Here is a 13,972-nt window from a genome sequence, read left to right as displayed (position 1 = left end):
CACACCGCCGTGCCGATCACCCGGGAAGAAACCGGACGCTCGACTGTGCCGTCACCGCCCCGGGCCCCGGCGGCCCGGCGACGCCGGGTCCGCTCGGCACCGGCGGGTACGGCGGCCAGCAACTGCCGGGCCGACCGGAGCACGGCGCCCGCGCGGCGTCAGGAGTGTGCGGTCGTCGGGCTCGTCAGCATCTCCCGTGCGGCGGGGAGCACTTCGGTGCGGTCCTGCGGTACCAGTCCGATGCGGGTGCGGCGGTCCAGGAGGTCCGACTCGTCGAGGGCGCCCTCGTGCTGGACCGCCCAGAGGAGTTCGGCCCGGGTGACGGGGTGGCCGGGCAGCACCGGCTCCGCCAGGGCGGGGTCCTGGGCGGCCAGGGCGTGGACGGCCACGGCCTCGGTGCCGTAGCGGCGGATCAGCCGGCGGGGTGCGGGCAGGGCGCGCAGACGCCCGGGGGCGGCGGCGCCGACCAGCGGCAGCGCGGCGGTGGGGGAGGGGCCCACGCGCAGGCCACGGGCTGCGGCCGCCGCGTCCACGGCGTCCTGCGCCATCCGCCGGTAGGTGGTGAGCTTGCCGCCGACCACGGTGGTGACACCGTCGGGCGAGGTCAGCACGGCGTGCCGGCGTGAGATGTCGGAGGTGCGGGCCGTTTCGCCGTGGGCGCCGTCGGACCCGGAGGTGTCCAGCAGCGGGCGGAGTCCGGCGAAGGCGCCCACGACCTCGTCCCGGGCCACGGGCGTGTCCAGGACCGAGCCGAGCACGTCCAGGAGGAAGCCGATGTCGGTCTCCGGGACCTCCGGCACGTCCGGGATCCCGCCGTCGACTGGTTCGTCGGTGAGGCCGACGTAGACCCGGCCGTCGCCCTGGGGCAGGACCAGGACGAATCGGTTGGTCTCCCCCGGGATCGGGATGTGCAGGCCGGCCGGCAGGGTGCCGAGCCGCTCCGAGCGCAGCACCAGGTGGGTGCCGCGGGACGGACGGATCCGGATGCCGTCGGCGAGGGTGCCCGCCCACACGCCGGTGGCGTTGATCACCGTACGGGCCCTGATCTCTCCCTCCTCGCCGGTGAGTTCGTCCCGGATCCGGGCGCCCGTGCCGGTGAGTTCCAGCACCCGCACCCGCGTCAGTACCCGGGCGCCGTGCCCGGCGGCGGTCCGGGCCAGGGCGGTCACCAGGCGGGCGTCGTCCGTCACCTTGCCGTCCCAGGACAGCAGCCCGCCGCGCAGCCCGGCCGTGCGGACCGCGGGGGCGAGGTGGCGGGCCTCCGTCCCCGACAGCCGGCGCGGAGCGGGCAGCACCTGCCGCGGTGTCCGGGCGGCCAGCCGCAGCACGTCCCCGGCGCGGAAGCCGGCCCATGCCAGTGAGGCCTGCGCCCTGGACACCAGCGGCGTGAGCGGCAGCACGAACGGCTGGGCGGCGACCAGGTGCGGGGCCGTGCGGGTCATCAGGACCCCGCGTTCGACCGCGCTCTCGTGGGCGACGTCGAACTGCGCGGAGGCCAGATAGCGCAGCCCGCCGTGGATGAGCTTCGAACTCCAGCGGGAGGTGCCGAAGGCCAGGTCATGGGCGTCGACCGCGACGACGTCCAGCCCGCGGGCCGCCGCGTCCAGCGCGGCTCCGGCGCCCGTGGCGCCGAGCCCGACGACCAAAACGTCGGCCACCCGGCCGTCCGCGGCCTCGGCCAGTTCCCGGCCGCGCCGGCGTGCACTGAGGGACGAGCCGGGGGCGGCCTCGGTGTGGCTCATGGCGTCAGGGTCCTCTCCAGAAGGGTGCGCAGTTCACCGAGGAACGCGGCGGAGTCCAGCTCCGGATCGTCCTCGTCGGTCATCGTGCGCAGGGACAGCGTGAAGGACTGCACGGTCAGCAGCAGGGCGCGGGCCTGCCGTTCGGTGTGGCCGGGCCGTACGGACCCGTCCGCGTGGCCTTCGCGCAGGGCGCCGGCCAGCAGCGCCAGCAGTGCCTCCTGGCTCGCGCCGCGCCGGTCGAGCATGTACGGCAGGAGCAGTTCCGGATCGACGTCGACGATCTTGTGGAAGAGGGGGTGCGCCCGGAAGGCCTCGACGCCGGCCACCATTCCGTCCACGATCCGGGTACGCGTGCTGGTGCCGGCGCTGGACTCCGGTATGGCCCGGGTGGCCACGGCGATCCACTCCCGGGTCATCAGGTCGCCCACCAGGGTCCGCAGGTCCGGCCAGCGCCGGTACAGCGTCATCCGGGAGACGCCGGCGCGGCGGGCCACGTCGGCGAGGGTGGTGCGGCGCACGCCGACGGCCAGTACGCAGTCGCGCACCGCGTCGAGCACATGATCGTTGTCCGAACCGTTGTGACGAATAGGCGTCATGTGTCACAGTGTAACGCCCCGGGGGCCGGACGGAAGGATCCTGGTCCCGGAAGACGGCAGCCGAGCCGCGTGAACCGAGCACACCGACCTGTGAGGACGACCGTTCAATGGACATGCTGTGGAACGGCTGGGGCGACCCGGCCAAGGCGGCACCGCTGCCCGACACGGTGACCGGCCTGCTGCGCGACCTGCTCGGCGTCAAACCGCGCACCACACCGGCGCTCGCCCTCGAGGACATCCGCCTGCCCGCCCCCACGGCCGAACCCGCCGCCCTCAAGGCGCTCGCCGGGGCCGTCGGAGGCGACGAGCACGTCCGTACCGACGCCGAGAGCCGCGTCCGCCACACCCGGGGCAAGTCGACGCCCGACCTGCTGCGCATCCGCGCCGGCGACTTCGCCGACGTCCCGCAGGCCGTCGTCCTGCCCGCCGGTCACGACGAGGTCCTCGCCGTCCTGCACGCCTGCGCCGCCCACAGCCTGGCCGTCGTGCCCTTCGGCGGCGGCACCTCCGTGGTCGGCGGACTCGCCCCGCAGCGCAGCGCGTTCGTCGCCCTGGACCTGCGCCGCATGAACGGCCTGCTGGACCTGGATCCCGTCTCCCGCACCGCCGTCCTCCAGCCCGGCCTGCGCGCCCCTGAGGCCGAAGCCCTCCTCGCCGAGCAGGGCTTCACGCTCGGCCACTTCCCGCAGTCCTTCGAGTGGGCCACCATCGGCGGTTTCGCCGCCGCCCGCTCCAGCGGTCAGGCGTCCGCCGGATACGGCCGCTTCGACGAGATGGTGCTCGGCCTGAGCCTCGCCACCCCCGAGGGCACCATCGAGACCGGCCGTGCCCCGCGCTCCGCCGCCGGACCCGACCTGCGCCAGCTGATCCTGGGTTCCGAGGGAGCCTTCGGCGTCATCACCTCCGTCACCGTACGGATCCGCCCCCTGCCCGAGGTCCGGGTGTACGAGGGCTGGCGGTTCGACTCCTTCGAGGAGGGCGCCGCCGCCCTGCGCCGGCTCGCCCAGGACGGGCCCCGGCCGACCGTACTGCGACTGTCCGACGAGACCGAGACGCTCATCGGCCTCGCCCAGCCCGACGCGATCGGCGCCGGCCTGGCGCAGGGCGGCGCGGGATGCCTGGCGATCACCGGCTACGAGGGGACACCCGAGGACACCGCGCACCGCCGGGAGCAGGCCGCAGCCGTCCTCACGGCCTGCGGCGGCACCCTCGTCGGCGCCGAGCCGGGCGAACGCTGGGCCCACGGCCGCTACTCCGCGCCCTACCTGCGCGACGCCCTGCTCGACGTGGGTGCCTTCGCCGAGACGCTGGAGACCGCGGCCTTCTGGTCCCGCATCCCCGACCTCTACACGGCCGTGCGCACCGCCCTCACCGACACCCTCACCCAGGCCGGTACCCCGCCCCTGGTGATGTGCCACATCTCCCACGTGTACGAGAACGGCGCCTCGCTGTACTTCACCGTCGTCAGCGCCCAGGGCGACGACCCGGTGGCGCACTGGGCGCCCGCCAAGCACGCAGCCAACGAAGCCGTGCTGGCCGCCGGCGGCACCATCTCCCACCACCACGGGGTCGGCACCGACCACCGCGACTGGTACGTCCGCGAGGCCGGCCCGCTCGGCATCTCCGCCCTGCGCGCCGTCAAGCGCCGCCTGGACCCCCAGGGGATCCTCAACCCCGGCGTCCTGCTGCCCACCGACTGACCCCGACCGAACCGACCGCCTGCCTCGGAGGCACACCGATGCGCCAGTTCACCGCCGTCGTCAACCCCACCGCGGGCGGCTCCACCGGGGCGGCGACCCTGCTCCACCTGGCCCGGCTGCTGCGCGCAGCCGGTGCCGAGCTGGAGACCGAGTACAGCCACAGCCTCGCTCACGCCCAGGACATCGCCCGCGGCGCCGGCGAGCGCGGCCGGATCGTCCTGGCCGTGGGCGGGGACGGCATCGCCGGCGGGATCGGCGGCGCGCTGAGCGGCACCGGCACCGTCCTCGGCCTCGTCCCCGCCGGACGCGGCAACGACTTCGCCCGCGCGCTGCACCTGCCCGCCGACCCGGACGCACTCGCGGACATCCTGCTGCACGCCGAGCCCCGGCCGGTCGACACCATCGAGGTGGAGTCGGCCGTCCACCCGCGGACCGTGGTGCTGGGCAGTGTGTACGCGGGGGTCGACGCCGTGGCCAACAAGCACGCCAACAACGCCCGGGTGCTGCGCGGCGCCGCTTCCTACTACGCGGGCGGCCTGCGCGCGGTCACCACGTGGCGGGCGGCCGACTACCGCGTCACCGTCGACGGCGAGGAGCACACCCACCGCGGCTACACGGTCGTCGCCGCCAACTCCCCCTATTACGGCTCCGGTCGCCTCATCGCACCCGGCGCACAGGTCGACGACGGACTGCTGGACATCGTGATGATCCGCGAGGCCCCGCGCCACCTCTTCTTCGCTCTCATGAACGAACTCAAGACCGGCGCCCACGTCCGGCGCCCCGAAGTGAAGATCCTGCGCGGCAAGGAACTGCGCATCGAGGCCGACCGGCCCGTCCCCTACGGCGCCGACGGCGAGGTGGAGGCCACCCTGCCGGTCACCCTGCGGGTACGCCCCGGGGACCTGCCGGTGCTGTACTGACCAGCGGCATCGCCCCCGGCGACGTCGTCATGCCGGCCCGTGGGACACAACCGGTGTCCGTCGCCGTACCACCCGTCCGACCTGCCGAATCGGCCGGCCCGCGCGATGCTGGTGCGAGAGACACCCAGGAGGCAGACGTTGTGTCCGAGCCGCAGCCCGTCGTCGTGCCGCCGGCCAGGGCCGCCATGTTCCTCGTCGTCACGGTCGCACCCGGCGGCGAGGACGCGGTGCGGGACCTGCTGGAGGACGTCTCCGGCCTGCGCCGCTCGGTCGGCTTCCGGGACCCCGACGAGGAGCTGACCTGCGTCGTCGGCATCGGATCGGCGGTCTGGGACCGGCTGTTCAGCGGGCCCAGACCACGGGAGCTGCACCCCTTCGTGGACCTCGCCGGACCCCGCCACCGAGCCCTGGGCACCCCCGGTGACGTCCTCTTCCACATCCGCGCCCACCGCATGGATCTCTGCTTCGAACTGGCCCGGCTGCTGGGAGAGCGGCTCGCCGGAGCGGCCACCGTGGTCGACGAGGTGCACGGCTTCAAATTCTTCGACGAACGCGATCTGCTCGGCTTCGTGGACGGCAGTGAAAATCCCGAAGGGCAGCCGGCGACGGACGCGGTGTTCATCGGGGACGAGGACCCGGAATTCACGGGCGGCAGCTATGTGATCGTGCAGAAGTACCTGCACGACATGACGGCCTGGAACGCCCTGACGCCCCAGGAGCAGGAAAACGTCATCGGGCGCTCCAAGCTGAGCAATGTCGAGCTGCCCGACGAGGTCAAGCCCGAGAATTCCCACGTCGCGCTCACGGTCATCACCGACGAGAACGGGAACGAGCGCAAGATAGTCCGCGAGAACATGCCGTTCGGCAGCGTGGGGAAAGGCGAGTTCGGTACGTACTTCATCGGTTACGCCCGCACCCCCGACGTCACCGAGGAAATGCTCAGGAACATGTTCCTGGGCCGGCGTCCGGGACAGCACGACCGAATTCTCGACTTCTCGGTCCCGGTCACGGGCTGCCTCTTCCATGTGCCCACTCTTTCCTTTCTCGAAGATCTCCCGCCCGCTCCGTCCGCTTGCGGGGCCGTGCGCACGGAGGTTCAGTGATTACTGACCCCGCGGACTGCTGATCCCTCGCGCGCCAGGAGCTGTCATGTCGATGTCGTTCGGTGCACCGTTCGGTTCGTCGGATCCGTTCAGCGAGCTGCTGAATCGTTTCTTCGGAATGTCGCCGGCGTCATCACCACCCGCGGTACAGCGCGTACCCATCGGACGGCTGCTGACGGAATCGTCGCAGGAACTGCTGAACCTGGCCGCGCAGCGGGCCGCCGAGGACGGCACCTCCGACCTCGACACGGAACACCTGCTCTGGGCGGCCACGCAGGTCGCCCCCTCGCGCCGGCTGCTCTCGCAGGTGGGCATGAACCCCGACATGCTCGCGGCCGAACTGGCCAAGGTTCTGCCGCGCGAGTCCGGCGAGCCCTCCGCGCAACCGGGCCTCACCCCGGCGGCCAAGCGCACCCTCCGCGCCGCCTACGCCCAGTCGCAGGCGGCCGGCGTGTCCTACATCGGTCCCGAGCACATCCTGATCGCCATGATCGGCGACACCGACTCGGGTGCCACCAGGGTGCTGCGGGCCGAGGGCCTGGACCCCCAGCGCCTCACGGGTCTCACCGAACAGGCGGGGGCGCGCCCCGAAGGCGCCCCCGCCGAGCGCAGACAGCCGGCCACGACCCTGGACGAGTTCGGCCGCGACCTGACCGAGGAGGCGAAGGCCGGCAAGCTCGACCCGGTGGTCGGGCGGGCCGAGGAGATCGAGCAGACCGTCGAGATCCTCTCGCGGCGGTCCAAGAACAACCCCGTGCTGATCGGCGACCCCGGGGTGGGCAAGACCGCCATCGTGGAAGGGCTCGCCCAGCGCATCGTGGGGGGTGAGGTGCCCGACACCCTGAAGAACAAGCGGGTCGTCGCCCTGGACCTGTCCGCCATGGTGGCGGGCGCACAGTACCGGGGACAGTTCGAGGAACGGCTGAAGAAGGTCATCGAGGACGTCCAGGCGGCCGGCGGGGACATCATTCTGTTCATCGACGAGCTGCACACGGTCGTCGGCGCCGGCGCGACCGGCGAGGGCTCCATGGACGCGGGCAACATGCTCAAGCCCGCCCTCGCGCGCGGCGAACTCCACGTCGTGGGCGCCACGACCATCGACGAGTACCGCAAGTACGTCGAGAAGGACGCCGCCCTGGAGCGCCGGTTCCAGCCCGTGATGGTCCCGGAGCCCACCGTCGAGGAGACGGTGCTGATCCTCGAAGGGCTGCGCGACTCCTACGAGGCCCACCACCAGGTCCGCTTCGACGACGCGGCGCTGGCGGCCGCAGCCGAACTGTCCGACCGGTACATCACCGACCGGTTCCTGCCGGACAAGGCGATCGACGTGATGGACCAGGCCGGTGCCCGGGTACGGCTGCGCAGTGCGGGCCGCTCCACCGAGGTCGTCAGCCGCGAGGACCGTATCGCCAAGCTGCGCCGGGAACTCGAACAGGCCGTGTCCGGCGAGGACTTCGAGAAGGCGTCGGAACTGAAACGGGAAGTCGCCGAAGCGGAGGGCGAACTCGCCGGCATCGAGGAGCGCCGCGAGGGCATCGTCTCGGTCACGGCCTCCGACATCGCCGATGTCGTCTCCCGCCGTACCGGCATCCCGGTCTCCCAGCTCACCGCCGGCGAGAAGGAGAAGCTGCTCCGGCTCGAAGAGGAGATGCACGCGCGGATCGTCGGCCAGGACGAGGCGGTCACCGCGGTCTCCCAGGCGGTACGGCGCAACCGCGCCGGCATGGGCGACCCGAACCGCCCCGTGGGATCCTTCCTCTTCCTCGGCCCGACCGGCGTCGGCAAGACCGAACTCGCCAAGACCCTCGCCGCTCTGCTGTTCGGCGATGAGGGCCGCATGGTCCGCTTCGACATGAGCGAGTTCCAGGAGAAGCACACCGTCGCCCGGCTGGTCGGCGCGCCCCCCGGATACGTCGGCTACGAGGAGGCGGGCCAGCTCACCGAGAAGGTGCGCCGCCGGCCCTACAGCGTGGTGCTCTTCGACGAGGTGGAGAAGGCCCACCCCGACGTCTTCAACACGCTGCTGCAGATCCTGGACGACGGCCGTCTGACAGATGCCCAGGGCCGCACCGTCGACTTCCGGCACTGCGTCATCATCATGACCTCCAACATCGGCGCACACCGCATCCTGGACCACAAGGGCGATGTCACCGAGCTCAAGGACGAGTTGATGGAGGACCTGCGCGGCCGGTTCCTCCCGGAGTTCCTCAACCGCATCGACGACATCATCATCTTCCACAGCCTCACCGAGGACGACCTGGGGAAGATCGTGGACCATCTGCTGGACCGGAGCAGGCGCAGGGTGCATGCGCAGGGCATGGGCCTGGAGGTCACGGAAGCGGCCAAGAAGCTGCTCATCGCCCATGGCCATCAACCGGAGTTCGGTGCCCGCCCGCTGCGCCGCACCATCCAGGCAGAACTGGACAACCGCATCGCCGACCTCCTGCTCGGCGGCGAGGCCGGGCCCGGGGATGTCATCGTCGCCGACGTGGTGAAGGACTCCCTGCACTGCTCGGTGCGGAAGCACGACTCCGGAGCGCCCCCCGGCTCCGGTGACACCCAGCCGGGGCAGTAGCGTCACGTGCTGCGGCGCCCTCCGGCCCCCGTGGTACCCAGCCGGCGCAGTAGCGCCACGTGCTGCGGCGCCGAGCCCAGGAGCACCGTACCCGACTAACCGGTTACGCCGACTCGTCCGCCCCGATCGACACCACGACCGCTGTCGCCGGCCCGTCGGGGGTGTTGTAGTGAACGGTGTCCCCGGGCCGGCGTCCGAGCAGCGCGCGGCCGAGCGGGCTGTCGGCGGTGACCAGCGGCTGGTCCAGCGCCTCGGCGACCTCGCCGATCTGCAGGGCCTCCGCGGAGCCGTCCGGGAAGCGGACGGTGACCGTGCTGCCCACGCCGACCACGTCGGTGGGGGCCGGACCGGCCAGGGCCGCCTGGTCGAGCCGCTCGGTGATGTCGTCGATGCGACGGTCGAGGCGTTGCAGCTGATCGGCGCGCTGCAGCTCGTCGGCCTGGTCCGCCTGGTCGCCCACCGAGGTGGTGTCCCGGAGGGATCCGGCGACCAGCCGGCGCTCGTCCCGCAGGTCGGCCAGCTCCTGCTCCAGCGCCCGACGGGCCTGGGCGCTGATCGGCTCGGGTTCACCGGTCATGTCTGCTCCTCCGCTGGGAACGCGCAATCGGACAGGACTCCACAGTTAGGCATTTCGCATCATAAGCGGATGGATGCCTCTGTCTGCTTCCGGTGGAGCGGGGGAGAATGCAGGGATATCGTTCTTATGTCCGTATCCCTGAAGTGGTCGAGGTGCCACTCACTGTGACTGCCTGGAGGCGCTCATGTCCTCGAAACGACGTCGGAAGAAGAAGTCCCGGCGCAAGCACGCGGCCAACCACGGACGTCGGCCCCAGTCCTGACGCCTTTCCGGCCGGCAGGCCAAGTCCCCGGCGGCTTCGCGGACTTCCGCCCCGACCGCCGGACCGGGCCTGTGCCGGCGGCGGTCGCCCCGCTCAGCTCTCCATGGCCTCGCGGACGCTGGGGTAGCAGGCGATGAGGGTGGTCAGGCCGACGATCTCCAGGGTGCGCAGGACGGGCCTGCGCACGCCTGCCAGGCGCAGCCACCCCGCCGGGCCATGGGCCTGATGCGCGGCGATGAGGACGTTGATGCCGCTGGAGTCCATGAACGCCACCCCGCTGAAGTCCGCGACGGTCCGCTCGCCGGCGGTGGGGTCCGCGGGGGAGAGGGCCTGGCGGAGCAGTCCGGAGGTGTGGTGGTCGGCCTCACCGCTCACCGTGACGACGGTGACGCCGTCGACGCTCGACCGGGTGACCGACAGCCGGTCCGGTTCTGCCTGCTCGTTCGTGCGTGCCACGCTGCCCTCGTCCACGGTCGCCGATCCTTGCCCAGAGCTTGCCTCACCCGGGAGGCTGCCCACGATCGCACAGAGGATGCCGCGTGGCCCGCAGGCAGTCCGTCATGCACATGGAGTTTTCACCACAACCTCAGGAGTCCCTCGTGTGTCCAGTACATGAGGACCGGGTCGACGTGGCCTGGTCACCGCCCGTACTGCGTTCTGACGAGGAGACCCCCGTTGCGCTCAGCCCTCCGTCCCGCGGCCGCAGCCGTGGCCGCCGCAGCGATCGGCATCGGCGTTCCCGCCCTCGCCGGTCCCGTGGCACACGCCGAGGAACTCGCTCCCGACCTGGTGATCTCGACGCTGCCGGCCGCCTCCCCCCGGCCCGGTGAGGTCTACGACCAGCCCGTCACCATCACCAACGAAGGCTCGGCACCCGCGGACGGCGTCACCTTCCGGATCCGGCTGACCCGCGGGCTCGACTTCCCGCAGCAGGTCGAGGGCTGCACCTACTCGACCCTCGCCGACCACGTCCGGCAGGCCCTGTGCGAGCTGGACACGGTCGTGCAGCCCCATGCCTCCGTCACCACGCCCGTGCGGTTCAAGGCCCTGCCCCACGCGCTGATGGAGGCCGTCGAGTACGGCACGAGCAGCACCGGCGAGGCACCCGGGGAGGGGTTCGGCGACAGCTACCGGCGGCTGACCCTGACCGCGGACAGCACGGCCGACCTGCGCGCCGAGGGAGACCTGACGGAGGGCGCTCCCGGCAGCCGGGTCACCGTCACCGCGACCCTGCGCAACGACGGTCCCGGCTGGATCCAGAACCAGGAGAGCGACGACCAGCCGGCTCTGATCGTGCAGATCCCGCCGGGAACCGTCGCCAAGGAGGTGCCCGAGGACTGCCGGCCGTTCGGGACCGACGGGCCGACCGGACCGTCGCAGCCGGGCCGCCCGCGATACGTGTGCTGGCCCGCCGGCCACACCCTCGACGTCGACCAGTCGCTCGACTACACTTTCGTGCTCGAGATCGGCAAGACGGCCCGGAGCACCAAGGGCAAGGTGACGGCCAGTTCCGTGTACGGCATCCACCCGGAGTTCGACGAGAACCGGGCGAACGACACCGCCTACCTCGCCGTCGACGTGACCGGTGGAGACGACCCGGGCACGAGCACTTCCGGCGGGGACACCGGCAGCAGCGGCTCCGCCACCGACGGACAGGGCAACGACCCGCACGACCAGTCCACCGGCGGCTCCGGCGCCACCGGTACGACGGGCACCTCCGGTACGACGGGCACCTCCGGCACCACGGGCACGTCCGGCACGACGGGCGCATCCGGGACGGCCACGTCCGGCACGTCGGGGGCGGCCACCACTGCCTCCGTGTCGGGCGCCGCGACCGGCGGCACCCTCGCCGGCACCGGCAGCGACGGCATGGCGGTGCTGGCCGCCGCAGCGATGGGCGCGACGGCACTCGGCGGCCTGGCGCTGGTGGCCGTACGCCGCCGGGGCACCGCGAAGTGACCGAGCCTGCGGTGGGAACCGTCGGCCGACGGGTTGCTGTCGGCCGACGGGTTGCCGTCGGCCTGGTCGGGCCGCCTCTCCGGAGGCCCTCACGACCTCACCGCGAACGACGCCGTGGCATTCCGGTGTGATGCGAGCCGTAGGGTTCATGCGGGCCGTAGGGTTCAGCGGGCGCGGTCAGGCAGGCTGCCACAGCTCGATCCGATTGCCCTCGGGATCGGTGACCCAGCCGAATCGGCCGACACCCTCCATGTCCTGTGTCTCTGCGGCCACGTCCGCTCCCTTGGCACGCAATTGCGCGAGCATCGCATCGAGGTCGCTGACCCGGAAGTTGAGCATGGTCTGCTGGGCGCGGGAGCCGAAGTAGTCGGTATCGGACTCGAACGCCGCGAACACCGTCTGCCCTGCTCCCTGTCGCCACAGACCGTGCTCGTCGGCGTCCAGGCCGAGGCAGTCGCGGTACCACGCGGTCAGGGCAGCCGGGTCGGCGGCCCGCATGAAGTACCCACCGATTCCAAGCACACGTTCCATGCCGCCATCTTGTCAGGGCGGCGACGGCGATCAGCCGGACCGCCACCACACTTCCCTCGCCTCGCCTCGCCTCGCCGCGCCTCATCTCGCCTCGCCGTCTCGCGCGCGCAGAAGCGCGTCAGCTCCGGCCGACGCGACAGACCCCTCGCCTCCGAGCCGGCCGGACCTCTTCCTCTCGGCTGCGGACCGGTCCCGCGGGCTCCGCATCGGCCAGCCCCCTTCCTCTCGGCTCCGGACCGACCGGTCCCGCTCGGCTTCGGGCCGGCCGACTCGTTCCCCCTCGGTCCGCCCGACCGGCCCCGCCTCCTCGTGGCGGCACGCGGTCTCGACAAGAACTGTCGTGTGGCGGAAGATGACTGCCGCAATGCGGAAGATGGCAGGGGTTGTATCAGGTGAGGGGGGGACGTGCGACGGTCGGGCCATGTCCGGTGGTGGCGCCGGGGACGGGGCGCCCGCTTCGGGCCGCGGCTGCTGCGCGGCCCGGCTCAGGTGATGTTCCTGGCCGACGCGCGGACGGGCGCCGTCATCTGTCTCGCCCTGGGCGTGGCCGACTGGCGCTACGGCGTGTACGCCCTGGGCGGCGCCGTACTGGGCACCGGCACGGCACGGCTGCTGCAGGTCGCCCGCGACCGGGTGGAGTCAGGTCTGGAGGGCTTCAACTCCTGCCTCCTGGCCCTGTGTCTCGCGGTCTTCCTGGACGCGGGCCGGCCGTCCACGCTCCTGCTCGCCGTAGCGGCTGCGCCGTGGTCACCGTCGTCACGGCGGCCGTGGTCCGGCTGCTGCGCGTGTGGAACCTGCCGCCGCTGACCCTGCCGTACTGCCTGCTGGCGACCGCGGTCACGGTCGCCGCCCCCGCCTTCGGGCGGATCTGGCCGCACGGCGGCAGCCTCGCCGCGCTGCCCGGCGCAGCCTCCGGTCCGACCGCACTGCGCCCCGGTGAGCTGTGGCGGGCGTTCTTCCGCAACCTGTCCCAGGTCTTCTTCCTGGACGAGTGGTATGTGGGCGCGCTGCTGCTCGCCGGTCTCCTGCTGGCGAGCCGGACCGCCGCACTGGTGGCCTGCGCCGGCAGTGCGACGGGCATCCTGACCGCCTGGGCACTCGGGGCCCCGGCGGACCGGATCGCCGACGGCACACTCGGCTACAACGCGGTGCTCGTCGCCCTCGCCCTGTGCGGCGTCTTCCTGACGGCGGCCCCGGCCACGCTGCTGTACGCGCTGCTCGGTGCGGCGACGGCGACCGCGGTGACCCCGGCCGTCGCGCATCTGCTCGCCCCGTCCGGCGGCCATGCGTTCACCTGGCCGTTCGTGTTGACGACTCTCGCCTTCCTGACCGCCGCCCGGTCCTTCCCCCGGCTGACCGGCCGGGCTGCCGGCGTGGACGGCATCCCCCGGCAGCAGGCGGGCGCCCCGGCGCCCGCCGCGTAGCCCCTCAGGGCCGACCACCCGCAGCACCGCCCCGACCGGGCGGGACGGCAGGGCGCTTGCCGCCGCTCCCGCAGGGCCGCAGGCCCCGGCATGGCCGGGCCGGCCGCCTACACTGGGTGGGCGAGCGAGCGTCGGCTGTGACGAGGGCGGGACGGGGAGCGGGCTGTGACGAAGAAGGCCGGGGGCTTCGAGGACCCGCCCGCCGAAGTGCTCGCGGAGGCCGCCGCCGCCTTCGGGATGCTCGCCGCCCCGGCCCGGCTGCATCTGATGTGGGCCCTGTCGCAGGGCGAGAGCGATGTCACGCGTCTCGCCGGCCGGGTGGGCGGTGCCCTGCCGGCGGTCAGCCAGCACCTGGCGAAGCTGAGGCTCGCCGGACTCGTCCGAGCCCGCCGCGAGGGCCGGCGGCAGGTCTACTACATCGACGACCCGGACGTCGTCATCCTGGTCCGGGCCATGGTCGGCACGTTGACCGCCCGTCCGCGGCACGCCTCCGCCCCGGCTCAGCGCCTGCCCGGAATCGGCGACTGAAGGCACGTGACGACGGCGCCGCCATGACATGCCTCACCTGTGAATTGCGTGCGGA

12 protein-coding genes and 1 pseudogene are annotated in these 13,972 nt (G+C 72.5%); 8 read left to right on the top strand and 5 right to left on the bottom strand.

Translation table 11 applies throughout. From position 1 onward, the window contains the following. Nucleotides 1-158: 158 nt before the first annotated feature. Together ACZ4SF_RS27780 and ACZ4SF_RS27775 are read right to left on the bottom strand one after the other, a co-directional pair. Complete coding sequence (locus tag ACZ4SF_RS27780; RefSeq protein ID WP_468389234.1) at nt 159-1,742, bottom strand: glycerol-3-phosphate dehydrogenase/oxidase; 1,584 nt, start codon at nt 1,740-1,742, stop codon at nt 159-161. Then, on the bottom strand, nt 1,739-2,338 hold the full coding sequence (locus ACZ4SF_RS27775) for a TetR/AcrR family transcriptional regulator (protein WP_468389232.1): 600 nt from the start codon (nt 2,336-2,338) through the stop codon (nt 1,739-1,741). Before ACZ4SF_RS27775 ends, ACZ4SF_RS27780 begins: the two co-directional genes overlap by 4 nt. A 107-nt stretch (nt 2,339-2,445) precedes the next feature. Between ACZ4SF_RS27775 and ACZ4SF_RS27770 the strand changes: the two genes are divergently transcribed. The 4 genes from ACZ4SF_RS27770 to ACZ4SF_RS27755 all read left to right on the top strand — a co-directional run bounded on the left by ACZ4SF_RS27770 (nt 2,446) and on the right by ACZ4SF_RS27755 (nt 8,636). Then, nucleotides 2,446-4,038, top strand: a complete 1,593-nt coding sequence (locus ACZ4SF_RS27770; protein ID WP_468389230.1) for an FAD-binding oxidoreductase — start codon at nt 2,446-2,448, stop codon at nt 4,036-4,038. Nucleotides 4,039-4,076: 38 nt separating this feature from the next. After that, the gene (locus ACZ4SF_RS27765) at nt 4,077-4,958 is read left to right on the top strand and encodes a diacylglycerol kinase family protein (RefSeq protein WP_468389228.1); all 882 of its coding nucleotides are present in this window, start codon (nt 4,077-4,079) and stop codon (nt 4,956-4,958) included. Between the two features lie 140 nt (nt 4,959-5,098). Further along, on the top strand, nt 5,099-6,061 hold the full coding sequence (locus ACZ4SF_RS27760; RefSeq protein ID WP_468389226.1) for a Dyp-type peroxidase: 963 nt from the start codon (nt 5,099-5,101) through the stop codon (nt 6,059-6,061). A gap of 46 nt (nt 6,062-6,107) precedes the next feature. After that, the gene (locus ACZ4SF_RS27755; RefSeq protein ID WP_468389224.1) at nt 6,108-8,636 is read left to right on the top strand and encodes an ATP-dependent Clp protease ATP-binding subunit; all 2,529 of its coding nucleotides are present in this window, start codon (nt 6,108-6,110) and stop codon (nt 8,634-8,636) included. A 103-nt stretch (nt 8,637-8,739) separates the two neighbouring features. Here ACZ4SF_RS27755 and ACZ4SF_RS27750 read toward each other — a convergent pair whose 3' ends face one another. Then, entirely contained in the window at nt 8,740-9,213 is a 474-nt protein-coding gene (locus ACZ4SF_RS27750; RefSeq protein WP_468389222.1) for a GreA/GreB family elongation factor, read from the bottom strand. Between the two features lie 184 nt (nt 9,214-9,397). On the opposite strand from ACZ4SF_RS27750, the gene ACZ4SF_RS27745 reads away from it, so the two are divergent. After that, nucleotides 9,398-9,475 (top strand): 50S ribosomal protein bL37, encoded by a 78-nt coding sequence (locus tag ACZ4SF_RS27745; protein WP_467258484.1) that lies wholly within the window; start codon nt 9,398-9,400, stop codon nt 9,473-9,475. A 93-nt stretch (nt 9,476-9,568) separates the two neighbouring features. On the opposite strand, the gene ACZ4SF_RS27740 is transcribed toward ACZ4SF_RS27745, so the two are convergent. Beyond that, entirely contained in the window at nt 9,569-9,946 is a 378-nt protein-coding gene (locus tag ACZ4SF_RS27740) for an STAS domain-containing protein (RefSeq protein WP_468389220.1), read from the bottom strand. A gap of 204 nt (nt 9,947-10,150) precedes the next feature. Between ACZ4SF_RS27740 and ACZ4SF_RS27735 the strand changes: the two genes are divergently transcribed. Next, nucleotides 10,151-11,434: a COG1361 family protein gene (locus tag ACZ4SF_RS27735; RefSeq protein ID WP_468389218.1), complete on the top strand. Its 1,284-nt coding sequence runs from the start codon at nt 10,151-10,153 to the stop codon at nt 11,432-11,434. A gap of 177 nt (nt 11,435-11,611) precedes the next feature. Here the strand turns inward: ACZ4SF_RS27735 and ACZ4SF_RS27730 are convergent, their stop codons facing one another. Beyond that, nucleotides 11,612-11,965 (bottom strand): VOC family protein, encoded by a 354-nt coding sequence (locus tag ACZ4SF_RS27730; RefSeq protein ID WP_468389216.1) that lies wholly within the window; start codon nt 11,963-11,965, stop codon nt 11,612-11,614. Nucleotides 11,966-12,457: 492 nt separating this feature from the next. Here ACZ4SF_RS27730 and ACZ4SF_RS27725 point away from each other — a divergent pair. Together ACZ4SF_RS27725 and ACZ4SF_RS27720 are read left to right on the top strand one after the other, a co-directional pair. After that, a pseudogene (locus ACZ4SF_RS27725) lies at nt 12,458-13,389 on the top strand (urea transporter). 165 nt (nt 13,390-13,554) lie between these two features. After that, a complete protein-coding gene (locus tag ACZ4SF_RS27720; RefSeq protein WP_468389214.1) occupies nt 13,555-13,917 on the top strand; it encodes an ArsR/SmtB family transcription factor in 363 nt (120 codons plus the stop codon). Nucleotides 13,918-13,972: the final 55 nt, after the last annotated feature.

Source organism: Streptomyces sp. NPDC027663 (genome assembly GCF_055566415.1).
Note: the sequence above shows the minus strand (reverse complement) of the source record. Positions and strands in the feature narration are given on the sequence as shown.